Annotated in this window: 23 protein-coding genes; 11 read left to right on the forward strand and 12 right to left on the reverse strand. The window is 67.5% G+C overall.

Features of this window, described 5'->3' with window-relative positions; translation table 11 throughout:
- The first annotated feature begins 91 nt into the window (after positions 1 to 91).
- Genes AC1DJH_RS14570 through AC1DJH_RS14580 form a run of 3 tightly spaced genes read left to right on the forward strand, consistent with a single transcriptional unit; the run spans position 92 to position 3,173 of the window.
- Positions 92 to 796: a phosphatase PAP2 family protein gene (locus AC1DJH_RS14570; protein ID WP_472115878.1), complete on the forward strand. Its 705-nt coding sequence runs from the start codon at positions 92 to 94 to the stop codon at positions 794 to 796.
- The gene (locus tag AC1DJH_RS14575) at positions 783 to 1,355 is read left to right on the forward strand and encodes a phosphatase PAP2 family protein (RefSeq protein WP_472115875.1); all 573 of its coding nucleotides are present in this window, start codon (positions 783 to 785) and stop codon (positions 1,353 to 1,355) included. The genes AC1DJH_RS14570 and AC1DJH_RS14575 overlap by 14 nt, the downstream gene beginning before the upstream one ends.
- A gap of 57 nt (positions 1,356 to 1,412) precedes the next feature.
- Positions 1,413 to 3,173: a phosphoethanolamine transferase gene (locus AC1DJH_RS14580; protein ID WP_472115873.1), complete on the forward strand. Its 1,761-nt coding sequence runs from the start codon at positions 1,413 to 1,415 to the stop codon at positions 3,171 to 3,173.
- Between the two features lie 12 nt (positions 3,174 to 3,185).
- Here AC1DJH_RS14580 and AC1DJH_RS14585 read toward each other — a convergent pair whose 3' ends face one another.
- The gene (locus AC1DJH_RS14585; RefSeq protein WP_435439353.1) at positions 3,186 to 3,767 is read right to left on the reverse strand and encodes a peroxidase-related enzyme; all 582 of its coding nucleotides are present in this window, start codon (positions 3,765 to 3,767) and stop codon (positions 3,186 to 3,188) included.
- Positions 3,768 to 3,921: 154 nt separating this feature from the next.
- Here AC1DJH_RS14585 and AC1DJH_RS14590 point away from each other — a divergent pair, with 154 nt between their 5' ends.
- Genes AC1DJH_RS14590 through AC1DJH_RS14600 form a run of 3 tightly spaced genes read left to right on the forward strand, consistent with a single transcriptional unit; the run spans position 3,922 to position 7,858 of the window.
- A complete protein-coding gene (locus AC1DJH_RS14590) occupies positions 3,922 to 4,662 on the forward strand; it encodes a gluconate 2-dehydrogenase subunit 3 family protein (RefSeq protein ID WP_472115870.1) in 741 nt (246 codons plus the stop codon).
- A 14-nt stretch (positions 4,663 to 4,676) separates the two neighbouring features.
- The gene (locus tag AC1DJH_RS14595; protein ID WP_472115867.1) at positions 4,677 to 6,449 is read left to right on the forward strand and encodes a GMC family oxidoreductase; all 1,773 of its coding nucleotides are present in this window, start codon (positions 4,677 to 4,679) and stop codon (positions 6,447 to 6,449) included.
- A complete protein-coding gene (locus tag AC1DJH_RS14600) occupies positions 6,446 to 7,858 on the forward strand; it encodes a c-type cytochrome (RefSeq protein WP_472115864.1) in 1,413 nt (470 codons plus the stop codon). Before AC1DJH_RS14595 ends, AC1DJH_RS14600 begins: the two co-directional genes overlap by 4 nt.
- Before the next feature lie 27 nt (positions 7,859 to 7,885).
- Here the strand turns inward: AC1DJH_RS14600 and AC1DJH_RS14605 are convergent, their stop codons facing one another.
- Positions 7,886 to 9,154: an HAD family hydrolase gene (locus tag AC1DJH_RS14605; protein ID WP_478186123.1), complete on the reverse strand. Its 1,269-nt coding sequence runs from the start codon at positions 9,152 to 9,154 to the stop codon at positions 7,886 to 7,888.
- Between the two features lie 417 nt (positions 9,155 to 9,571).
- On the opposite strand from AC1DJH_RS14605, the gene AC1DJH_RS14610 reads away from it, so the two are divergent.
- Both AC1DJH_RS14610 and AC1DJH_RS14615 read left to right on the forward strand, forming a co-directional pair.
- Positions 9,572 to 9,847, forward strand: coding sequence for a hypothetical protein (locus AC1DJH_RS14610; RefSeq protein ID WP_472115857.1), 276 nt, complete (start codon positions 9,572 to 9,574; stop codon positions 9,845 to 9,847).
- 84 nt (positions 9,848 to 9,931) lie between these two features.
- Positions 9,932 to 10,288: a hypothetical protein gene (locus AC1DJH_RS14615; RefSeq protein WP_478186124.1), complete on the forward strand. Its 357-nt coding sequence runs from the start codon at positions 9,932 to 9,934 to the stop codon at positions 10,286 to 10,288.
- 17 nt (positions 10,289 to 10,305) lie between these two features.
- Here the strand turns inward: AC1DJH_RS14615 and AC1DJH_RS14620 are convergent, their stop codons facing one another.
- Positions 10,306 to 10,575 carry a hypothetical protein gene (locus tag AC1DJH_RS14620; RefSeq protein ID WP_472115852.1) on the reverse strand — a complete coding sequence of 90 codons (270 nt, stop codon included), beginning with the start codon at positions 10,573 to 10,575 and terminating at the stop codon, positions 10,306 to 10,308.
- Positions 10,576 to 10,793: 218 nt separating this feature from the next.
- On the opposite strand from AC1DJH_RS14620, the gene AC1DJH_RS14625 reads away from it, so the two are divergent.
- Positions 10,794 to 11,372: a dihydrofolate reductase family protein gene (locus AC1DJH_RS14625; protein ID WP_478186125.1), complete on the forward strand. Its 579-nt coding sequence runs from the start codon at positions 10,794 to 10,796 to the stop codon at positions 11,370 to 11,372.
- 69 nt (positions 11,373 to 11,441) lie between these two features.
- On the opposite strand, the gene AC1DJH_RS14630 is transcribed toward AC1DJH_RS14625, so the two are convergent.
- Entirely contained in the window at positions 11,442 to 12,332 is an 891-nt protein-coding gene (locus tag AC1DJH_RS14630) for a LysR family transcriptional regulator (RefSeq protein WP_478186126.1), read from the reverse strand.
- An 82-nt stretch (positions 12,333 to 12,414) separates the two neighbouring features.
- Here AC1DJH_RS14630 and argC point away from each other — a divergent pair, with 82 nt between their 5' ends.
- Positions 12,415 to 13,350, forward strand: coding sequence for an N-acetyl-gamma-glutamyl-phosphate reductase (argC, locus tag AC1DJH_RS14635; protein WP_478186127.1), 936 nt, complete (start codon positions 12,415 to 12,417; stop codon positions 13,348 to 13,350).
- Between the two features lie 121 nt (positions 13,351 to 13,471).
- Here argC and AC1DJH_RS14640 read toward each other — a convergent pair whose 3' ends face one another.
- From AC1DJH_RS14640 to eat, 5 genes are all read right to left on the reverse strand, one after another.
- Entirely contained in the window at positions 13,472 to 14,725 is a 1,254-nt protein-coding gene (locus AC1DJH_RS14640) for a type II toxin-antitoxin system HipA family toxin (RefSeq protein ID WP_435486144.1), read from the reverse strand.
- Entirely contained in the window at positions 14,715 to 15,059 is a 345-nt protein-coding gene (locus AC1DJH_RS14645; RefSeq protein WP_435486145.1) for a helix-turn-helix domain-containing protein, read from the reverse strand. Before AC1DJH_RS14645 ends, AC1DJH_RS14640 begins: the two co-directional genes overlap by 11 nt.
- Positions 15,060 to 15,125: 66 nt before the next feature.
- Entirely contained in the window at positions 15,126 to 15,914 is a 789-nt protein-coding gene (eutC, locus tag AC1DJH_RS14650; protein WP_478186128.1) for an ethanolamine ammonia-lyase subunit EutC, read from the reverse strand.
- Positions 15,911 to 17,305 (reverse strand): ethanolamine ammonia-lyase subunit EutB, encoded by a 1,395-nt coding sequence (locus AC1DJH_RS14655; RefSeq protein ID WP_478186129.1) that lies wholly within the window; start codon positions 17,303 to 17,305, stop codon positions 15,911 to 15,913. Before AC1DJH_RS14655 ends, eutC begins: the two co-directional genes overlap by 4 nt.
- A gap of 17 nt (positions 17,306 to 17,322) precedes the next feature.
- The gene (eat, locus tag AC1DJH_RS14660; protein WP_435495052.1) at positions 17,323 to 18,765 is read right to left on the reverse strand and encodes an ethanolamine permease; all 1,443 of its coding nucleotides are present in this window, start codon (positions 18,763 to 18,765) and stop codon (positions 17,323 to 17,325) included.
- Between the two features lie 158 nt (positions 18,766 to 18,923).
- Here eat and AC1DJH_RS14665 point away from each other — a divergent pair, with 158 nt between their 5' ends.
- Positions 18,924 to 19,334, forward strand: coding sequence for an FKBP-type peptidyl-prolyl cis-trans isomerase (locus AC1DJH_RS14665; protein ID WP_435439336.1), 411 nt, complete (start codon positions 18,924 to 18,926; stop codon positions 19,332 to 19,334).
- Positions 19,335 to 19,337: 3 nt separating this feature from the next.
- Here AC1DJH_RS14665 and AC1DJH_RS14670 read toward each other — a convergent pair whose 3' ends face one another.
- From AC1DJH_RS14670 to AC1DJH_RS14680, 3 genes are all read right to left on the reverse strand, one after another.
- Entirely contained in the window at positions 19,338 to 20,090 is a 753-nt protein-coding gene (locus AC1DJH_RS14670; RefSeq protein ID WP_472115829.1) for an SDR family oxidoreductase, read from the reverse strand.
- Positions 20,091 to 20,236: 146 nt separating this feature from the next.
- A complete protein-coding gene (locus tag AC1DJH_RS14675; protein ID WP_478186130.1) occupies positions 20,237 to 21,835 on the reverse strand; it encodes an OpgD/OpgG family glucan biosynthesis protein in 1,599 nt (532 codons plus the stop codon).
- A gap of 221 nt (positions 21,836 to 22,056) precedes the next feature.
- Complete coding sequence (locus tag AC1DJH_RS14680) at positions 22,057 to 22,899, reverse strand: class I SAM-dependent methyltransferase (RefSeq protein ID WP_478186131.1); 843 nt, start codon at positions 22,897 to 22,899, stop codon at positions 22,057 to 22,059.
- Between the last annotated feature and the right edge of the window lie 46 nt (positions 22,900 to 22,945).

The following is a 22,945-nucleotide window of genomic DNA, read 5'->3' on the forward strand; positions in this document are numbered from 1 at the left end:
ATTGCCCGGTCAGATTCGGTTCAGGTCGCTTCAGGCTGGGTTCATGCCGCAAACGTAGGCTCGCGACTGTTTTTCAGTCTTGCCTTCGTTCATGACACGTTTCCCGAATTTTCGCCTGGGGGTGCTGACCCTCGTCGCGCTCGCTGCAGTGATGGCATGGGACGCAACCGGTGGAGACCTGTGGCTGGCGCGCATGGCGGGCTCTGCCATGGGCTTTCCCTTGCGTTCGAACCCCTTCATGGTCCACGTCATGCATGAAGGCGCGCGCGACCTGAGCTGGGTGCTCGTGATCGGGCTGTTCGCCGCCATCCGCTGGCCGCTCGGCTTCCTCAAACGCCTGCCCATGGGCGCCCGCGCCCAATTGGCGCTGACCGTGCTGGCCTCGGTGATCGCCGTCAGCCTGCTCAAGAACCTGAGCCGGACCAGCTGCCCCTGGGACTTGCAGGAGTTCGGCGGCGTGGCGCGCTATGTGTCGCACTGGTCCTGGGGCGTCAACGACGGCGGCCCCGGCGGCTGCTTCCCGGCCGGCCATGCGTCGGCGGCCTTCGCCTACGTGGGCGGGTATTTCGTGCTGCGCCGGGTGTCCGGGCGTGCCGCGGCGGTCTGGCTGGGCGTGGCCGTGGTGGCGGGGCTCGTGCTGGGGGTGGCGCAACAGTTGCGCGGCGCTCACTACATGAGCCACACCCTGTGGACGGGCTGGGTTTGCTGGGCGGTCGGTTTCGCCATCGAGGTCGCGCTCACGCGCGGCCGTGCACGCGTGCTGAAGCCGGCCATCCCCGCCCATGCAGGACCTTGACTTCGCCCTGTTCCGGCTCGTCAACGCGGGCGCCTCGGTGCCCGGGTGGAGCCTGCGTTTCGCGGAGTTCGCCTCCGACGTGCTGCCGGCCCTGCTGATGCTCGCCGTCGGCGTGTGCGCCCTGGTCGGCGGGCGCTGGCGTCATGCGCTTTTCACGGCGCTGGCGAGCCTGCTGGTGGTGTGGCTCATGGTCAACCTGATTCGCACCATGGCCCCCATTCCGCGGCCCGCGTTCTACGGCCTCGGCATTCAATGGGTGCCGCAGGGCGCGCGCCCCGGTTTTCCCAGCCTGCATGCCGCGGGGGCGTTCGCCGTGGCCTTTTCGCTCTGGTGCCTGCCCTCGCGCGCCCCGATGCGCGCGGCGCTGCTGGTGGCGGCGGTGGTGGCCTGGAGCCGCATGTTCCTGGGACTGCATTTCCCCTCCGACATCGTGGCGGCCGTGATGCTGGGGGCGCTGGTGTCGATCGTGGTGGAGCGCCGCGTCAGCCGGCCGCTGGGCCGCCTGGCGGCGCCACGCCTGCGCCTGGCGCGGTGGCGAACCCGGGTGCGCAGCGCATGAACGCCGACTGAATGACCAGTTCAGGCTCCCTTCAGGCGAGCTCTTTACATTCGTCACATGTCTGTTTCGCGAATCGCGCCGCACTCCTTGCGGCGCCTGGATATCCCTGAGCCCGACGAGGCACGAACCTCGCAGTCATCCGCGGACGGCGCCCTGTGGGCGCGCCTGGACCGGTGGCTGGTGCAGCCGCGCTCGGCCGGCATCGTCGTGCTGTGGCTCAGCCTCTACCTGATCCTGACCACCAACTGGCCCCTTTGGACCGACCTGGCCCGCATCGGCGGCGCCCCGAGCACCTACCTGCCCACCATCGCGGTGATGAGCCTGCTCACGCTGTGCGGCCTTGTGGCCATGCTGTCGTTCACGGCCTGGTCGCGCTGGATGAAACCGGTGTGGTTCGCCGTGGTCGTGCTGGCCGCCGTGGTCCAGCACTACATGCTCGAATACCGCGTGGTCATGGACCCGACCATGATCGCCAACGCGTTGCAGACCGACCCCAACGAGGCGCGCGACCTGCTGAGCTGGCGCATGGCCTTCAACGTGCTGGTCGTCGCGCTGCCGGCGGGCTGGGCGCTCTGGCGCGTGCGCATCATGCCGATGCGCTTCCTGTCCAAGCTGTGGCGCAATGCGGCCCTGCTGCTGCTGGCGGTGGTCGTGGCGCTGGCGGCGGCCGTGGCGATGAACCGCGAGCTCGCGCCCCTGATGCGCAACAACATCCATCTGCGCTACATGATGAACCCCATCGCGACCCTGTATTCCACAGGTTCGCTGCTCATCAAGCCGTTGTTCAAGCGCAGCGGCAAGCTCATTTCCATCACCGCCGGCACGGCACTGGGCGCGAGCTACGCGGCGCAGGCCAAGCCGCCGCTGTTCGTGGTGGTGGTGGGCGAGACGGCGCGGGCCGACCACTTCGCACTGAACGGCTATGCGCGCGACACCACGCCCGAGCTCGCCAAGCGCGGCGTGCTGAGCTACCGCGACGTGCATTCCTGCGGCACCAACACGCTGGCCTCGGTGCCGTGCATGTTCTCGCCGCTGGGCAAGCAGGGCTACGAGTCGCGCAAGGACGACTACGAGTCGCTCATGGACGTGCTGCAGGCCTCCGGGCTGGCCGTGTTCTGGCTCGACAACCAGGCCGGCTGCAAGGGCGTGTGCGTGCGCGTTCCGAACGCCTCGGCCTTCGACGGCCTCGACGCGGCCACCAAGAAGGCGCTGTGCGACGGCGAAGAGTGCCTCGACGACGTGATGCTCAAGAACCTGGACGAGCGCATCGCCGCGTTGCCAGCCGAACGGCGCGCCAAGGGCATCGTGCTGGTCATGCACCAGATGGGCAGCCACGGCCCGGCCTACTACAAGCGTTCCGCGCCCGACGTGAAACGCTTCCAGCCCGAGTGCAAGACCAATGCGCTGGCCGAGTGCGGGCACAACGAGCTGATGAACGTGTACGACAACTCGATCGCGCAGACCGACCGCTTCCTCGGCGAAACGATCGACTGGCTCAAGGCCCAGTCGAAGACCTACGACCCGGGAATGCTCTACGTGAGCGACCACGGCGAATCGCTGGGCGAGTACGGCCTGTTCCTGCACGGCGTGCCGTACAGCTTCGCCCCCGAGGCGCAGAAGCACGTGCCCATGGTCACGTGGTTCAGCGACGGCCTGAGCGAGCGGCGCAAGCTCTCGCGCTCGTGCATGGAAGCGGGGCTCGATGCGCCGCTGACACACGACAACCTCTATCACACGGTGCTGGGCGTGATGGATGTGACCACGCCCACCTACAAGCCGGCCCTCGACGCGCTCGCGTCCTGCCGCGCCAAGGGCTGAAGGCGGCGGGCCTTACTTCTTTTCCCGGGGCAGCCGCCCCATCAGGAAGAACTCGTTGTTCGGCTGCATGCCGCTGAAGCTGGCCAGCCGGTTGCTCAGCCCGAAGAAGGCGGTGATGGCCGCGATGTCCCAGATGTCCTCGTCGTCGAAGCCATGGGCATGCAGCGGCGGAAAGTCGCTGTCGTCGATTTCGTGCGAGCGGTCGCAGACCTTCATTGCAAAGTCGAGCATCGCGCGCTGGCGCGGCGTGATGTCGGCCTTGCGGTAGTTGACCGCCACCTGGTCGGCCACCAGCGGCTTCTTCTCGTAGATGCGCAGCAGCGCGCCGTGCGCCACCACGCAGTACAGGCACTGGTTCGCCGCGCTGGTGGTGGTGACGATCATCTCGCGGTCGCCCTTGGTGAGCGAGCCTTCCTCCTTGAGCATCAGCGCGTCGTGGTACGCAAAGAAGGCGCGCCATTCGGCAGGCCGGCGGGCCAGGCCGAGGAACACGTTGGGCACGAAGCCGGCCTTTTCCTGCACCGCGAGGATGGCGGTGCGGATGTCCTCGGGCAGGTCCTTCAGTTCGGCGAGCGGGTAGCGGGTTGCAGTCATCTTGTCTCCGTCGGGTTGTCGGTTTGAAAGCGCCTTGAAAGGCGTCGCGCGACTTCCATGATAGGCAAGACACTTTCCTACAAGATGTTGCGCGCCGTATCGCGATGATGAACGTTCGCACAACAACACGCGGCCCCATGCCGCACATAACGCGATGAAAGACGTCTCGCATTCCGACCGGCGCGGCTTCCTGCGCCGGTCCATCGCCATCGTGCCGGCCGCCACGGCCTTCGGCGCCGGTGGCCTCACAGGGGCGGCGCTGGCGCAGCCCGCTGCATCGGCCCCGGCCCCAGCCGCCTCGCCCAGTCCCGCGGCTGCCTACACCCCGGTCTACTTCAACGCCAACGAATGGACCTTCGTGCAGGCCGCGGTGGGCCGGCTCATTCCTTCCGACGACACCGGCCCCGGCGCCATCGAAGCGGGCGTGCCCGAGTTCATCGACCGGCAGATGGAAGGCGCCTTCGGCCATGCGGCCACCTGGTACATGCAGGGCCCGTTCGTCGAGGTGTCGCCGCTGTTCGGCTACCAGAAGAAGATGCCGCCACGCGAGGTGTACCGCGCGGGCATCGCGGCCACCGACGCGTACTGCCGCAAGCAGTTCGCCGACAAGCCCTTCGCGCAACTCACCGCGGCGCAGCAGGACGAGGTACTCAAGGGCCTGGAGGCCGGCAGCGTCACGCTCGACGGCGTGGGCGCGACCGACTTCTTCGGCTTCCTGCTGCAGAACACCAAGGAAGGCTATTTCAGCGACCCCATCCACGGCGGCAACAAGAACGCCGCCGCCTGGAAGATGATCGGCTTCCCCGGCGCGCGCGCCGACTACGCCGACTGGGTCGACCGACCCGGCGTCAAGTACAACCTGCCGCCGGTGAGCATCGCCGGCCCGCAGGGCTGAGGGGCGCACGCACCATGGCAAACATCAGGAAACCCAGTGTCGACGCCGTGCTGGTCGGCTTCGGCTGGACCGGCGCCATCATGGGCATGGAGCTCACCGGCGCCGGCCTCAAGGTGCTGGCGCTGGAGCGCGGCGAGAACCGCGACACCCAGCCCGACTTCGCCTACCCGCGCATCACCGACGAGCTGAGCTACGGCATCCGCGGCAAGCTGTTCCAGAACCTCTCGCGCGAGACCGTCACCATCCGCCACACCCCGGCCGAGATCGCCGTGCCGTACCGGCAGCTCGCCTCCTTTCTGCCCGGCGACGGCGTGGGCGGCGCGGGCGTGCACTGGAACGGCCACCACTGGCGCCCGCTGCCGAGCGACCTGCGCATTCGCAGCACCTACGAAGAGCGCTACGGCAAGAAGTTCATTCCCGAGGGCATGACCATCCAGGACTTCGGCGTGAGCTATGAAGAGCTGGAACCGCACTTCGACCAGTTCGAGAAAATCTGCGGCACCTCGGGCAAGGCCGGCAACATCGGCGGCAAGATCCAGCCCGGCGGCAACCCCTTCGAAGGCGCGCGCGCCAACGAGTTTCCGCTGCCGCCGCTGGCCTCTGTCAACAGCGCGGTGCTGTTCGAGAAGGCCGCGCGCGAGCTGGGCTACCACCCGTTCCCGCAGGCCGCCGCCAACGCGTCGCGTGCCTACACCAACCCGCACGGCGCGCAACTCGGGCCGTGCAACTTCTGCGGCTTCTGCGAGCGCTACGGCTGCTACATGTACTCGAAGGCCTCGCCGCAGACCACGCTGCTGCCGGTGCTGATGAAGCGGCCCAACTTCGAGCTGCGCACCAAATCGCATGTGTTGCGGGTGAACATGTCGCCCGACGGCAAGCGCGCCACCGGCGTGACCTACATCGACGCCGAAGGCAACGAGGTGGAGCAGCCGGCCGACCTGGTGGTGCTGTGCGCCTACCAGTTCCACAACGTGCGCTTGCTGCTGCTGTCGAACATCGGCAAGAAGTACGACCCGGCCACCGGCGAAGGCGTGGTGGGCCGCAACTATGCCTACCAGCTCAACGGCGGCGCCAGCCTGTTCTTCGACAAGAACCAGCCGATGAACCCCTTCGTCGGCGCGGGCGCCAGCGGCTCGGTGATCGACGACTTCGACGGCGACAACTTCGACCATGGGCCGCTCGGTTTCATCGGCGGCGCCACCATCAATGCCATCAACACCGGCGGGCGGCCGATCCAGCAGATGAGCCTGCCGCCTGGTGCGCCGGCGTGGGGCGCGGGCTGGAAGAAGGCCGTGAAGGAAAACTACATCTACCAGGCCAGCGTGGGCAGCCAGGGCTCGGTGATGGCCTACCGCGACAACTACCTCGACCTCGACCCGACCTACAAGGACGTGCACGGCCAGCCGCTGCTGCGCATGACCTTCGACTGGAAGGCCAACGACCTCGCCATGACGCAATTCATCGGCACCAAGGTCGAGCAGATCGCCAAGGCCATGGGGCCGAAGCAGATGAAGCTGAACTTCCAGAAGCCCGACGCCCACTACGACGTGCGCTTCTACCAGTCGACCCACAACACCGGCGGCGCGCCCATGGGCACCGACCCGAAGACCAGCGCCGTCAACCGCTTCCTGCAGGTGTGGGACGTACCCAATGTATTCGTGATGGGCGCGAGCGCCTTCCCGCAGAACTTCGGCTACAACCCGACCGGCATGGTGGGTGCGCTGGCGTACTGGGCGGCCAAGGCCATCCGCGAGCAGTATCTGAAGAGCCCGGGGGCGCTGGCATGAGCGCGCGTCGTGTGTACGGCGGCATCGCCGCGGCCGTCGTGTTGCTGTGCGCAGGGGCATGGGCCGTGGCGCAAAAGAGCGATGCGCCTGCCGAGGCCGCATCGGCGCCATCCGCACCTGCCGCCGCGACGCCGGCAGCGCCGGTCACTGCCGCAGCCCCTGCGTCCGCCGCCGCAGACCCCGTGCTCGAGCACGGCCGCTACCTCGCGCGCGCCGGCGACTGCGTCAGCTGCCACACCGCGCCGGGCAAGCCCGCCTTCGGTGGTGGCCTGCCGATGAAGACGCCGTTCGGCACCATCGTTTCCACCAACATCTCTCCCGACCCCGAAGCGGGCATCGGCGCCTACACCGAGGCCGAGTTCGCCCGCGCGCTGCGCGAAGGCGTGGCCAGGGACGGCCACCGCCTGTACCCCGCCATGCCGTACCCGTCGTTCGCCCGCGTGAACGACGAAGACATGCATGCGCTGTTCACCTTCTTTCGCAACGGCGTGCAGCCCGTCGCGCAGAAGCCGCCGGCCACCGACCTGCCGTGGCCCTTCAGCATGCGCAGCCTGATGATCGGCTGGAACTGGATCTACCTCGACAAGGGCGTGTACCAGAACGACAGCGCGCGCAACGCCGAGTGGAACCGCGGTGCCTACCTGGTGCAGGGCCTGGGCCATTGCGGCGACTGCCACACGCCGCGCAGCATGCTCGGCGGCGTGAAGGCGGCCAGCGACCGCAAGGGCGAGGTGTACCTGTCGGGCGCGATCATCGACGGCTGGTACGCGCAGCCCCTGCGCCACACCGACCGGCCGACCATGGCACAGTGGTCGTCCGAGGACATCGTGCAGTACCTGCAGACCGGGCGCACCGGCCACACCGCCGCCTTCGGCGCGATGGTCGACGTGGTGCAGAACAGCACGCAGCACCTGTCCACGCAGGACCTGAAGGCCGTGGCCACGTACCTGCAGTCGCTCGGCGCCAAGGAAGGTGTGCAGAGTGCACCGTCGCAGACCTCCCTGGTCGCGGCCGCACCGCAGCACCCGAGCTCGCTGGCGCTGCGCAACGGCACGGTCGAGGGCAACAGCGGCGCGATGGTCTACCTGAATAACTGCAACGCCTGCCACCGCTCCGACGGCACGGGCGCGAACAAGACCTTTCCGGCGCTGGCCGGCAACAGCGTGGTGAACGCGAAAGACCCGACCTCGCTCATTCGCCTGGTGCTCGCGGGCTCGGCCATGCCCAGCACCGCGCAGGCGCCGTCGCCCATCGCCATGCCCGACTTCGGCTGGCGCCTGACCGATGCCGACGTGGCCAGCGTGCTGAGCTTTGCGCGGTCGAGCTGGGGCAACCAGGGCGAGGCCGTGACGACCGCGCAGGTGGCCAAGGTGCGCGAGTCAATCAAGCCGGTAGCCAAGAGCCCGTAGCAGGCCGCGGGGGCAGGGCACCGGCCGCTACTTCAGCGCCTTGCCCGCCGACGCGCCCAGCGGCGTGTGCAGCTGAGAGGCGACCCACGCGCCGGTGTTGTCGTCGCGCCCCTGCAGCAGGTAGCGCGTGTCGGCCTTGCCGTAGTTCTGCACCGCCATCGCCGAGAACCTGCCGATGTCGGTCTTCGGGTCGCGCAGGCGGTTGACGATCAGCACCTTCTTCGTGTCGGCGAAGTCGGCCATCATGTTCTGGTCGCCTTCGCTGTCGCCGGCCACGAAGCTCGGGCCGTAGCCGTACTTGCTGACCAGGAAGCGCTGGATGTTCTTTGTCTTGCCCGGGCCTTGGGTCTGGTCGTAGCCGCGGCGGAACTCGGGCTGTATCAGGCCCCGGGCGTCGCGCTCCAGCTCCATCGCCAGCACGCGCTCGGGCGGGTTGTTGTAGCCGAAGGCGGGGTTGGAAGAAATTTCCTTGATCACGTCGACGAACGATGCGGAACACACCCACACGTCGAAGCCCGCGTTGCGAAAGGCGGCGTACAGGTCCTGCATCTCGGGCTGCAGGCGCAGGCCGTTCTTCCAGCTGACCGACACCACGCCCGCGCGGCCCGGCAGCGCCGTGGGCGAAGTCCACTTGACCTTGGCGACGGGCTCCTTCAGCTGCCAGGCCACCGTGTCGGCCGTGAGCTTGCGCACCTGCGCCTCGGTCATGCCGGCGAACAGGTACGTCACCCAGGGGTAGGCCGTGTCGTGGTCGAAGGTGTCGCCGATGGCTTCGTACAGGTAGCGCACCTTGGTGGTGAAGGCGCCGTAGTGCGGGCTCATGGCCACCACCGCGAGCGACTGGTCGCCCTTCAGTCCCTTGTAGTTCCGGTACAGCCATGTGTAGCTGGCCACGATGTCGGGCACCACGCGGTCGATGTTCACGGCCTGGCCGGCCGCGTTGTTGAAGGCGGGAAGAAAGTCCTTCTTCGGAATGTTCTTGCGCAGCGCCACCTCGAGCTGCGCGGGCGTGGCGCCGAAGACCAGGTTCTCGAGCTGGTAGATGAGCGAGGCCTCTTCGATGTCGAGGAAGACGCTGGTGTTGTCCCAGTCGAACACCACGTAGGGCGGCTTGGCGGCGTTGTAGCCGGGGCTGCCCTTGCCGAGGCTGGCGATGAGGCCTTCGATCTGCGCGCGGTTGAAGGCGTCCCATTGGCCTGGGGCCAGGGCCTGGCTCTTGCCGGGCGAGAAGCTGGCGCAGCCTGAGGCGACGAGCGCGGCGGCCATGGGGGTGAGAAGGGCGAGTCTGCGTTGCATGCGTTCCCTGTTGTTGTGTTGCAGATAAGGAGCGCCGAGCGTATGCAACGCCCGTGACACTTCCGCAGCGACCTACGCATCAGCCGTGCCAGGCTGCGCGGCCTGCATGCGTTCACGTCGCACGGCGGAAGCTGCATTTGTTGGCGGGAATCGAGACTTGATGCCGCACGCGGCGGCCACAAGGCCCGCGCTGTTCTCTACAGTGAATGCCCCTGTCACTCACTACCCCAACTAGGGGACAAGGAAGGCGCTACACACACACCCATTGCATGTTTGAAGGCTGCTTGCCTCGCGGCAGGTTGTCGGTGCGAAAGCAGCGATGCAAATGCGAGGTATCAAAGGCGACGGCCAGGGTGTTAGTAGCACCCCGACCGTCTAACCAAAGAAGTGCACTTACCTCTAAAGGACCGCACAAAAATGGCTACCAAGACTATAGCCCGGCCTCGCACGCCGGTATCCCCCGACGGAAACGCCCAAGACCCGTCGGATCTTCTCGAAAACACCCTCTCTCAGCTCGAAGCGCTCCTGTGGGCCTGCCACGGGGAAGACATCGACTGGTGCAGCGGTGAAGGGCCTCGGCATCTGGACAACATGCTCTGGCTTGCGGCCGATCTGGCGCGCAAGGCCGGCGAGCTGTTCCAGGCGAGCGAGACGGCGCGGCGCAACGCGCCCGAGGGCGGCGCCGGCACGTAGCCGGCGGCCGACCTGACGGGCTGCGGATTCGCAGTCCGTCATTTGCGATGGGCAACGGGCGATGCACCATGGACAATCCCCGGCATGCGTTCCCTCGTCTACTACTCACTGATGCTGCTGGTCGGCTTTGTCTGGTACCGCCTCGGGCAGAACATGCTTCGCAAAGGCTACAGGGACCAGAACGACCAACGCACCGAAGGCTTCGTCGGGCCCTTCGGTTTCGTCGTCACGGCCAGCCTGTCGTGCTACTTCGTGTTCGCACTCTTGCGCGCGTTGGTTCGCGCCGAAGTGCCCTGCGTGGGCAGGGCCTGCCAGGTCCACGCCTACACCCTGGCCGCGCATGCCTCCGACTACTGGGCCAACATGTTCTACCTGCTGTGGCTCGTGCTGGCGCTGGTCTACGCGTTGTACGTGACGGGCAGGATCTGGTTTCGCGTCTGACGCGCGCCTGCGCCTGCCTACTGCCGGGCGGGGGCGTGGGCCGAGGCGTCTGCCGGCGCGCGCTGGGCCGCGGCGGCTGCTTCCGCTTCCTTGTCCTTCTTGTTGGCCATGTGCCGCCCGACCACGCAGCCGCCCGCCGCGCCGATCAGGCCGTGATGCCCTGCGACGTGCCCGCCGACACCGCCCACCACGGCGCCCTTGATGCAGCCTTTGGCTTCGGCTGCGCCGGCCATGGAGAGGAACGCGCCAGCAACAGTAAGCGCGAGCAGAGTGCGAGAGAGCTTCATGAGACGTCCTTGTGTTGGAGTGGTTTTGTGCCATCGACACTAGCCGCTTGCGCGAACGCCGGCGTACGCGGCGGATGCCTTGCGCTGTAGGCGTTTTTCGCCGGTGGCTGTCGACGCCGCCGCCGGGCTCCACTACCATCCGCAGCACGCTGCCGGCACCGCGACTGCCTCGCCGGGGACACCGAGCCGCACCTCCCAACCCAAGCACGGGGACCCGCATGAGAACGCTCAAGATCATGGCGCACATCTCGCTGGACGGCGTGATTCAAAGCTCCGGGGAAGACAGCTTTCCGTACGCCGACTGGACCGCGCCCTACCGGAGCCCCGCCGGGCTGAATGAGGTGCTCGCCGCGCAGGGCAGCCCCTTCGATCTGCTGCTAGGCCGCCGCACCTATGACATGTGGTCGGGCTACTGGCCGAAGGCACCCGGCGGACCGATGGCGCACAGCCTGGACGCGGCGACGAAATTTGTCGCGACGCATCGCCCCGAAAGCCTTGCATGGGGGCCGTTCGAAGGCGTGGGGCCGGACATCGTCGAAGGCGTGCGCCGCATCAAGTCGCAGGCGGGGCCGAACCTCGTGCTGTGGGGTAGCACCACGCTGACCTCTGCGCTCATTGAACATGGGCTTGCGGACGAGGTCTTGCTGATCGTCTATCCGGTCCTGGTGGGCACCGGAAAACGCTTCTTCGCGGAGGGCACGCCGGCACGTTCCCTCGAACTCGTCACGACGAAAGCAATGCCGTCGGGCATTGTTCTGAATGCATACGAGGTCGCCGGGCCCTTGAAGACCGGCTAGTCCATCCGACATCGCAGCGGTGCCATGTTGCGTCGCCCTCAGCGGGCTGCCGTGCGGCCCAGCGCGGACCTATGTGCCCGAGTTCTTTTCAGGCAGCAACGCATCCAGGACGAAACGCGTCGGCCCGCTGGCGCCGCGGTCGCTCACTGCCAGGCCCAGCTGGCGCCACAGTGCCGGGCTCAGCGGACGAACGGCGATGCGCGGGTCCCGCGCGGGCTCGTGCGATTCCTGCGGCAGCAAGGCCGCGCCGTAGCCGGCGGCGACCAGCGTCCTGATCGCATCGTTGTAGTTGAGCTCGATGCGCGGCCGGCAATGCACGCCCGCCGCGGAAAACCATTCCGCAGTCAGCCGGTACAGGCGCGTGGAGGCGTCGTTCATGATCAGCGGGTGCTGCGCCAGCCACTGCGCGGTCAGCCGCTTCGGTGCCTTCCAGTCGGCCGGCAGAAAGGCGACGACGGCCTCGCGCCGCAGGGGCGTGACATGCACGCCGCGCACCGGCGCCTGCGGCAGTGCCACCACCGCAAGGTCGAGGCTGCCCGCCGCGAGCCGGGCCATGCTGTCGTTGGAGGTCAGCACCTGCACGTTCACGTCGATGCCGGGATGGTTCTTGGCCAGGCGCTGGAGCGCGGGCGGCAGCAGGTGCGCGATGGCGCCCGTCGAGGCGCCCACCCGCACGCGGCCCGTCTGGCCAGCGAGCTGGCGCCTGACGTCTTCCACCGCATCGTCCGCGTCCGCCAGCAGCCTGCGGGCACGCGCGATGAAACGCTCGCCCAGCGCGGTCGCCTGCGCGGGCCCCCGCCCGCGAACGAGCAATTGGCCGCCCAGGCGCGACTCGAGTTCCGCGATCTGAACGGTGACGGTGGGGGCGGCCAGGTGAAGGGCGCGCGCGGCATTGGCCAAGGAGCCGAGATCGGCGATGGCAACCAGGGTGCGCAGGTGGTCGAGGCTGAGTTCACGCATGCCGCTAATTTAACTTTTCTTAATTTGGTGTTGCTTATTTTTATCTAGAGCCATCGAAGCCGAATGCCTACGATCGCTCCCCATGGACCTCAATATCTTCATCGACGGCGACCAAGGCACCACCGGGCTCGACCTGCAGAACCGCCTGCGGGGCGGCGAATTCCGCATCCGCACACTGCCTGCCAACCTGCGCAAGGACACGGCTGCCCGCCGGGCAGCGCTCAACGCGTGCGACATCGCCATCCTGTGCCTGCCCGATGCCGCGGCGCGCGATGCGGTGGCGATGATCGAAAACCCGTTGGTGCGCGTCATCGACGCCAGCTCGGCGCACCGCACCAGCCCGGGTTGGGTCTACGGCCTGCCGGAGCTCGATGCAGGGCAAGGCGAACGCATCGCCTCGGCAGCACGGGTGACGAATCCGGGCTGTTATCCCACCGCGGCGGTCGCCTTGCTGCGACCGTTGACGGATGCGGGCCTGTTGCCCGCCGACTATCCGCTTGTCATTCATGCGGTCTCGGGCTATTCGGGCCAGGGCAGGGCGGGGGCGGAAGCGTACGAGGCCGGCGCAAAGGCGGGAGCGGGGGCAGCGGCGCATTCGTTGAAGGTGTATGGCCTGGCACTCGAGCACAAGCACGTGCCGGAAATCGAGCTGTATGCGGGCCTGGCGCAGCGGCCCCTCTTCGTGCCGGCCTATGCCAGCTACCGGCAGGGCATCGTGCTCACCATCGGTCTGCACGCGCGCATGCTTCCCGCCGATGCTTCGGGCGCGCGCATCCACGAATGCCTGGTGGCGCGGTATCGCGATGCGGCGCACGTGCATGTGCTGCCGATGTCGTCTGCCGCGCCCCTGACCGAACTGGACCCGCAAGTCCACAACGGCTCCAACGACATGAGCCTGGCCGTCGCATGCAATGAACGCACAGGCCAGATCGTCTTGAGCGCGGTTCTCGACAATCTGGGCAAGGGGGCAGCGGGCGCGGCCGTGCAGAACCTGCGACTGATGGCGAGGGCTTCATAGCCCACGTTGTGAATTCGAAGCGTTGATGCCGAGAGCATGGTCAGACCGAAGCTGCTCAGATCTACCAGCCCAAGAGCGGCCGTCCGAAGCCGGCGTCCTCACCAAAAGCCGCGAACCAGCCCTAAGCCCCGATGCGTTCAGCCTGCTGCTCGATGAAGCTCGCAACGCGCCGTACGAGCGCCTGATTCCCGCCGGCAGACGCCACACTGGCCGCTGCATGAAGTGCAACCGTTTCGCCAATCGCAACGATGACTTCTTCCGCCACGACAGCCGTCAGCCCGAAGTGCGGTGCCGCGTCACGCGCCAGCGCAAGGCTCGACGCGTGCTGCCCCGGAAGAATGGCGAGCTCCTGATAACCGGTGTGGCCGCCCAGCTGCATCACGAGGTCGAAGGCAGGCGCCAGACGCCACCGTCCGTCTTCTCCCCGCAACGCGCCATGGTTCTTGACGTGATCGTCGCTGTTGCCCACCGCCAGGTTGAACACCATGCGTCGGAACAACGCGGCCAGGTCTTCCTGCGGCTGCCGCGAGATGCGCCGCAGCAGTTGCGCCAGCTCGACGTAGCTCCCCCGGCTCGATTCATAGGGCACATCGAGCAACGCCGAGGCCGAGAGGTAGTGAAAACGCCGTTCGTCGGTCACCGGCCCCGCGCGGTCGAAGCGCTCGACCAGCAAGGCGTGCCCTGACGCAAGGGGTTGCAGAAGAAAGGGCGGGACTTCGATGCCACAGGCATCGGCCAGCCATAGCGTGGCCGCTTCGATCACTTCCACGTCGTGGTCATCCCCGCGCGATGCGAACTTGGCGATGCAGCGCCGGCCCTCGTGCGCAAAGGCCGACTTGGGGCGTGCCCCGCCCAGGCTGCCGCCGCGCAGTAACAGATGCATGTCGGGGCCGATGTCCATTCCGTGCTCGACGCGGCGCGAGGCTTCGGCGAGTTCCTGGAGCGACCAGAGCGTGACCGGCGGCTCCTCGCTTCGGATGGGCAACGCTTCGGAAAACACCATGGCGCCGATGCGGTCCTCGTTGGTCAGGAGCAATGCATCGATGTCCGAAAGCGGCTTGCCCTGGCGGATCTCAAGCACCTTGCGGCCCCAGCTGTCGGGCAGTGCATCGCGCAGCGTGAGCGGCATGGCGCCACCGTCGCGGATGCGGCGTTCGGCGAGCACGAAGGCGGCGTCGCGCAGCGGCAGGTGCTCGGGGTTGAGCGGCGCGGCAGCGGGGTCTTCGAGATAGCGACGGCCGTAGGCGAATTCGCCCGACTCCACGACGCCGCGGCGAGCGACCTTCATCAGGCCGGCCGGTTGCACCTGCTCGCCCGTGTGGTGCGCAAGGCCGACGTAGATGCGGCGCTCGCCCTCGTCGTTGTCAGAAGTCACGCTCGTTCTCCGCAATCACACCGGCGGCGCCTTGCACGGCCGACCTGCGTACACGGCGTTTCGCGGCCAGCCCTGCGGGGGCCGGGGCCACGCCGTCGAGTGAATCGATCTCGCCCAGAAGCCACAGCGCATGGGCCAGCAGTCCGATGCTGGTGCCGGGCTTGCCCGATTCGAGGGCGCGCAGGGTGTTGGGGGAGCACAGCAGCCGCTCGGCCATTTCAGCGATTGTCCATTCGCGGTGCACCCTGTGCGCGCGAAGGCGCAAGCCGAGCCTTTCAATGGGCTCGACCGTCTGCGAGGGCAGAGCGGAAAGGCTATGGCTGCTTTTTGACATCAATAAAATGACTATTAACCGGCTTAAGAGTCATTTTATTGGATATTTATCGATGTTGAAAGGCCTCTATCCGGCCAAGCCCGGCGCCCCCGTGTCACGCTGCTGCAGCACCGCGAGATCGCTCTCGTCCTTGAGCCCGACGCCGGTCAGCCCCCGTCGCAGCGACTCGCGCATCAGCCAGGCCAGCTTGAACGCGGCCGCCTCGTAGCACAGCCCTTCGGGGCGCACGTTGGAGATGCAGTTGCGTTCGGCGTCATGCCGGCCGCGCTTCGGTGAATGGGTCAGGTAGATGCCCAGGCTGTCGGGCGAGCTCAGGCCCGGGCGCTCGCCGATCAGCATCACGGAGAGTGCCGCGCCGAACAGCTCACCCACTTCGTCGGCCAGTGCCACGCGGGCCTGCGTGGCGATGACCACGGGCGCAAAGCTGGTGTGCGCCGGCAGTTGCGCACGCAGGGCGGCCAGCAGCGGCACGGCGTGGCGCGCCACCGCCAGGGAGGACAAGCCGTCGCCGACGACCACGCAGACGTCGCAGCCGTAGCGCCGGTCGCCGAGCAGTCGCGTGGCGTCGCCGTCATCGAGCTGGCGGCCGAGGTCGGGGCGGCGCAGGTATTCGGTGCGGTCCGCCGCCTGGCTGCGCGCGCGTGCCACCTGCCAGTGCTGGGCGGTCAGTGCGGCGTGGAGCGCATTGACGTCCAGGGCCGCATGGATCGCGTCGCGCGCCATCGCATGCGCCCAGCCGAAGCGCAGCGTCTCGTCGGTCGGCATGCCGGCGCCGGCGCGGCCCAGCGCCAGCCGTGCGGGGGTGGCCGAGCGCCACTGCGCCCAGGGGTTGGGGGTGACCGGTTCGCTGCTCATGACGCCAGCGCGGCCAGCCCGCTCATGTCGGCCAGCAGCCGGTTCGACGAAGGCGGCGCGAGCCGGCCCGCACCGTCGGTGATCTGCATGCGCTGCAGCCAGGCCTCGAACTCGGGCGCACGCTTCAGGCCCAGCGTTTCGCGCATGAACAGGGCGTCGTGGAACGAGGTGCTCTGGTAGTTGAGCATCACGTCGTCCGCGCCCGGAATGCCCATGATGAAGTTGATGCCCGCCGTGCCCAGCAGCACCAGCAGCGTGTCCATGTCGTCCTGGTCGGCCTCGGCATGGTTGGTGTAGCAGATGTCGCAACCGATGGGCAAGCCCAGCAGCTTGCCGCTGAAGTGGTCCTCGAGCCCGGCGCGAATGATCTGCTTGCCGTCGTACAGGTACTCCGGCCCGATGAATCCGACCACCGTGTTGATGAGAAAGGGCTTGTAGCGCCGCGCCAGTGCATAGGCGCGCACTTCGCAGGTCTGCTGGTCGACGCCGAAGTTGGCGTTGGCCGAGAGCGCGCTGCCCTGGCCGGTTTCGAAATACATGACGTTGTCGCCGATGGTGCCGCGCTTCAGGGACAGCGCCGCTGCATAGGCCTCGTCGAGCAGCTCGGGCGTCACGCCGAAGGAGAGGTTGGCCTTTTCGGTGCCGGCGATCGACTGGAACACCAGGTCCACCGGCGCACCGCCTTCCGCGAGCTTGAGCGTGTTGGTCACGTGCGTGAGCACGCAGCTCTGCGTGGGGATCTCGAAACGCTGGATCACCTCGTCGAGCATGCGCAGCAGCTGGCCCAGCACGGGCATGCTGTCCGAGGCGGGGTTCAGTCCGATCACCGCGTCCCCCGCGCCGTAGAGCAGGCCGTCGAGCGTGGAGGCGGCCACGCCGCGCAGGTCGTCCGTCGGGTGGTTGGGCTGCAGCCGCACGGCCAGGTGGCCGGGCAGGCCGATGGTGTCGCGAAAGCGCGTGACGACCGTGCACTTCTTCGCGACCGACACCAGGTCCTGGTTGCGCATGAGCTTGGACACGGCCGCCACCATCTCGGGCGTGAGGCCGGGTGCCAGTGCGGTGAGCGTGGCGGTGGTGGCCGCTTCGGACAGCAGCCAGTTGCGAAAGTCGCCCACCGTGAGGTGCGACACCGGTGCGAAGGCCTGCGCATCGTGGCTGTCGATGATGAGCCGCGTGATGTTGTCGCTCTCGTAGGGAATCAGCGCTTCCGTCAGGAACTGCTTGAGTGGCGTGTCGGCCAGCACATGGCGCGCGGCCATACGCTGTTGCGCGGTGGCCGCGCCCACGCCCGCGAGGTAGTCGCCGGAGCGTGCGGGGCTGGCCACCGCCATGACCTGCTTCAGGTCGTCGAAGCCGAAGACCTGGCCGGCGATGGTGGTGCGATAGCGCATCGTCTTTCGCTCGCCGTTCAGGCGTTGGTGGCCGATGAAGAAAGCATCTCGTCGGGCGCCGCCGCCTTGCGCTGCGCCGAGGTCAGCAGGAAGTAGCCGTAGGCCGCGGCCATCAGCACCAGGAACAGCACCGTCAGCATGAAGTTGAACCACACCATCGCGCCCAGGCAGACCACGCCCAGGCCGAGCGCGATGGCCGGGAACACGGGGTAGAAGGGGGCGCGGTAGGTGCGCAGCAGGTTCGGCTCGGTGCGGCGCAGCTTGAACAGCGCGGCCATCGAGACCAGGTACATGACGATGGCGCCGAGCACGGCCATGGTCACGATGTTGGCGGTGAGCGTCTGCCCGCCGAACTGCACCCACTCGTCGCTGAAGATGGCAACGACGCCGATCACGCCGCCGGCCAGCAGCGCGCGGTGCGGCGTGTCGAAGCGCGGGCTCAGGCCGGCAAAGTAGCGCGGCAGGTAGCCCGCGCGCGCCAGCGCGAAGATCTGGCGCGAGTAGCCCATGATGATCCCGTGGAACGACGCAATCAGCCCGAACAGGCCGATCCACACCAGCATGTGCAGCCAGCCGCTGTTGTCGCCCACCACCACCTTCATGGCCTGCGGCAGCGGGTCGTTGATGTTGGCGAGCTTGCGCCAGTCGCCCACGCCGCCCGCGAAGATCATCACGCCGAAGGCCAGCACCACCAGCGTGACGATGCCAGTCGTATAAGCGATGGGAATGGTGCGGTGCGGGTCGCGCGCCTCTTCGGCCGCCATGGCCGCGCCCTCGATGGCCAGGAAGAACCAGATCGCGAACGGGATGGACGCGAAGATGCCCGAGATGGCCGCGCCGTTGAGCACGCTGCCGCCGGCCCAGCCGTTGGCCACGAAGTTGGCCATGGTCCAGCCCGGCGCGACGACGCCCATGAACACCAGCAGCTCGAAGATGGCCAGCACGGTCACGAAGAGTTCGAAGGCGGCCGCGATGCCCACGCCCACCCAGTTCAGGCCGATGAAGATCACATAGGCGCCCAGCGCGAACCACTTCGGGTTGATGCCCGGGAACTGCACGTTGAGGTACGCGCCGATGGCCAGCGCGATGGCCGGCGGCGCGAACACGAACTCGATGAGCGTGGCAAAGCCCGCCACGAAGCCGCCGGTGGGCCCGAAGGCGCGCCGCGCATAGGCGAAGGGCCCGCCTGCGTGCGGTATGGCGGTCGACAGTTCGGTGAAGCTGAAGATGAAGGTGGTGTACATCGTGGCCACCAGCAGCGTGGCGACCAGGAAGCCGAGCGTGCCGGCGGTGTTCCAGCCGTAGCTCCAACCAAAGTACTCACCGGAGATGACAAGGCCCACGGCGATGCCCCAGAGCTGGAACGGACCGAGCACCTTTTTCAGATGGCCCGTGCCGGTGTGTGCGGCGGCTCCGGTCGGTCGGGTCGATGGGCCCGGCGTGGCTTCGGTGGAATGCATGGGGCTTTCCTCTCTTCGTGAATAGTGACAGTGCACATTCAGCAAAGCAAGGGCTGTTCCACCAGGGGCCATGCAGGGGCGCGGGCACCGAATATCCCCTTACAGGGGTGGTGCGGGCGCTGGCCATAATCGGGGTCTCTCAACCTTCGAGGTGTTTCGTGAAGTCTTTTTTCTGTGCCGCGCTCGTGTCCGTTCTTGCTGTTCCCGCTGCCTTCGCGCAGTCCGCCCCGGTGACCACGCCCAGCGGCCTGATCTACCAGTCGCTCAAGGAAGGCACCGGCGCCTCGCCGCTGGCCACCGACGTGGTCAAGGTGCACTACCGCGGCACCTTCCCCGACACCGGCAAGGAATTCGACAGCTCCTACAAGCGCGGCGAACCCACCGAGTTCCCGCTCAACGGCGTGATCCCGTGCTGGACCGAAGGCGTGCAGAAGATGAAGCCCGGCGGCAAGGCCAAGCTGACCTGCCCGCCGTCCATCGCCTACGGTGCGCGCGGCGCGGGCGGCGTGATTCCGCCGAACGCGACGCTGAACTTCGAAGTGGAACTCGTGTCGGTCGCCAAGCGCTGATCTTCAGATCTGCGCCATGCCGCCGTCGACGAACAGCTCGATGCCGTTGACGAAGCTGCTGTCGTCCGAGGCCAGGAACACCACGGCCTTGGCGATCTCGTCGGTCGTGCCGACCCGGCCCAGCGGAATGTTCTGCGCCTGTACGTCGATGAAGCCCTTGATCTGTTCCGGCGTGAGGCCGAGCAGGTCATAGCCTGCGGTGGGCACCACGCCCGGGCTGACCGCATTGACGCGAATGCCTGCGTCCTTCAGGTCCACTGTCCAGCTGCGCGCGAAGCTGCGCACGGCGGCCTTGGTCGCGCTGTAGACGCTGAAGGCCGCCGTGCCCTTGACGCTGGTGATCGATGCGTTGAGCACGATCGACGAACCCTTGGCCATCAGCGGCAGCGCCTTCTGCACCGTGAAGAGCAGGCCGCGCACATTGGTGTCGAAGGTCTTGTCGAAGTGCTCTTCGGTGATCTGCCCCAGCGGCAGCAGGCTGCCGCCGCCCGCGTTGGCAAACAGCACGTCGAGCCGCCCCTTGTCTTTCTGGATGGTGGCGTAGAGGCGGTCGAGGTCGTCGAGCTTCGACACGTCGCCCAGCACGCCTGTCACATTGCGCCCGATGGCCTTCACGGCCGCATCGAGTTCGGCCTTGCGGCGGCCGGTGATGAACACGTGGGCGCCTTCGGCCACGAAGCGTTGCGCCGTGGCCAGGCCGATGCCACTGGTGCCGCCGGTGACGAGGGCGATCTTGTCGTTGAGCTTGAGGGTCATGATTTCTTCCTTGAAGGTTGCCGCGGAGCGGCGTTGCCGATGCAAGGAAGTTTGGGTGCAGTACCCGTTCGCACCAAGACGCCGGGCGGCATTTGTCTATTCACCAATTGCCAACAATGCGGCTCAGCGTTGAACCTCTGGCCGCATCACCCCGGCTGGTACTGATACAACCAGGTCTCCGTCAACGTCTGATCCCCATTCTTCAGATACAGCCGCATGTCGATCGGCTCGTTGCCTTCGGGCGTGAAGTCGAACTGCGCGCGCCAGTGCCCTGGCACCCCGTTGGGCACGGCCTCGGCAAAGATGTACGAGAACTTGCCGCGCGCCGCCGTCAGCACCACCTCGGGCTTCACGCCGAAGGGCACCGTGGTCAGCGGCTGGCCGATGAACTCCACCATGAACTTGCGCACGCCCTGCGGCCTCGGCTGGCCCGGCTGGCCGCCACGGCCGATGCGGGTGGCCACGCAGCGCGCGAGCGGCGACGGAAAGGGCTCCTGGTCGGTCCAGTGCAGGCGGTACTGCAGGCTGTAGCTGGCGCCGGCCTTGGCGTCTGCCTTGGGCACCCAGAAGGCGACCACGTTGTCGTGAATTTCGTCGTCGGTCGGAATCTCGATGAGCTGCACCGAGCCCTCGCCCCAGTCGCCCAGCGGTTCGATCCACAGGCTCGGGCGCTTCTCGTAGTTCACGCCGTCCTGGTAGTGGTCGAAGGCGCGGTCGCGCTGCAACAGGCCGAAGCCGCGCGGCTTGGTGTCTGCGAATGCGGACGCGCGTGTCTGCGTCGGGTTGTTGAGCGGGCGCCAGATGCGCTCGCCCGCGCCGTTCCAGATCGCCAGGCCGTCGGAGTCGTGCACCTCGGGGCGCCAATCGATGGCGGTGGGCTTGATGGTTTCGGAGTACCAGTACATCGACGTGAGCGGCACCAGGCCCAGGCGGGACACGTCGCGGCGCAGGAACATGCGCGCGTCGGTGTCCATGATCACGGACTTGTTGCGCTGCATGATGAACTTGAAGACGCCGGTGACGCTCGGGCCTTCGAGCAGCGCGTAGACCGTCATCGAGGTGGTGTTGTTCGCCGCCGGGGTCTCGAAGTAGAAGCGCGTGAAGGTCGGGAATTCTTCCGCCTTGTCGGGCACCGCGACGTCGAGCGCCACGCCGCGCGCAGACAGGCCGTACTGGTAGAGCTCGCCGATGGCGCGGAAGTACGAGGCGCCGAGGAACGCGACCCAGTCGTTCTTCTGCCAGTCGAGCTTGCTCTGGTCGCCCAGGCGGCTTTCCTGCAGGCGAAAGCCCGCGAAGCCCGCGCCGGGCGGCAGTGCGCGCGCCGGGCTGTCGGGCGGCATCGAGAAGTACGAGGCGTTGTAGAGCACCTCGCGCGAGAAGGCGTCGCCGTCGGCGTTTTCCAGCACGTGCATGCGCACGGGGGTCTGGAAGAAGCGGCCGAGGTGGAAGAAGGTGACCGGGAACGCGCCCGGCCCGTCGCGGAAGAGCGCGTTGGCCGGGTCGAACTTGATCTTGCCGTGGGCGTCGTAGTCGATGCGCTCCAGCACGTCGGGCGCGAGCGGCACGGCCGCCACATAGGGCTTGGCCGCGAGCGACTTGGCCTGCGCGACCAGTGCGTCGAAGGAAAAGGGCGTGGGCTGGCTCAGTTGCAGCCCGTTGGCGGCCAGCGCCTCCTGGGGCAGTCCGAGTGCGGCGAGTGCGGCGGCTGCGCCACCGGCGGCAAGGAAGGATCGGCGATCAAGCATGTGGTTCTTGAGGGTTGCGAATCTTGCGAGTCTGGGAAAAGGGAAACGGCATGGCCCAGCCTGGGAGGCGAGCTTCGGAACGATCCTAATGCAGCAAGTGGCGCTAAGGACTTTCCGTGACCGGGAAGAGCAGACAGTCTGAAGGCCCGCGCAAGCCGTGCGCGTCAGCCATTCCGCGCACCCCGGGCCGGACAAAGCCGCCAATCCGGAGAATTGTGCGTTTATGTATCGCCGCCGTCGGATGCCCTCAGCGCGTAGACCGCATACAGCGAGACGCCGAGAAGCATCATGACCATCGGCGCGAACAGCGTGTACGACAGCCCCATGCCTTCGAGCAGGCGGTAGGTGGCTGTCAGCTGCAGCCGCGGGTGTGGCTGCGTCAGCTCGGCCGGGCGGCGCACGCCCCAGCGAAACTCCGCGCCGGTGGTGCGCACCGAGGGGTGCTGCTGCGCGCGGCCTACCCCGAGCCAGCACATGGCATCGAAGGCCAGCACCGAGCCCGCGGGCGCCCGCTGGCCGAAGGTGGCGAGCACGGCCCGCACCTGCGCGGGTTCCAGGTACATCAGCACGCCCTCGGTGAAGAGGAACACGGGCGGGCCATTGCGGTTCTCCGGCAGGCCCAGCTGCTCCCACCAGTCGGGCGCGGTCAGGTCGAGTTCGCGAAGGTCGTGGCGCCCGTTCGTCTCGGGGATGAGCTCGCGGCGCAGTTCGAGCACCTCGGGCAGGTCGGCGTCGGTCATGCGGCACCTGCCGTCGTCCAGCCACTGGAAGTAGTGGCTCAGCCCGCAACCCATGTTCACCACCCGCGCGGCGGGGTGGCGCTTGAGGAACTCCTGCGCCAGGCCGCGCAGGCGCCGCGTGCGCGAGAGGATGCTGTAGATGGTCATGCGCTCTTCCGGCAGCGCCTGACCATCGTCGCGGATCCGTTCGAGGATGCCGGCGGAGTAGGCGTCGCGCACGGCCACCTGGGGAAACATGCGGTCGCCCGACGCGCGCGCGGCCAGGGGAATCCGCAAGGTGGAGGGAACGGCCGACAGGCCCCGCACGGGTTTGGGAAGGGTCATGAATGCTGCAGCAAAGCCATGCGTCGAGTCTGGCTGCTGCGGCAAG

The organism is Variovorax sp. 10N412 (assembly GCF_056394985.1).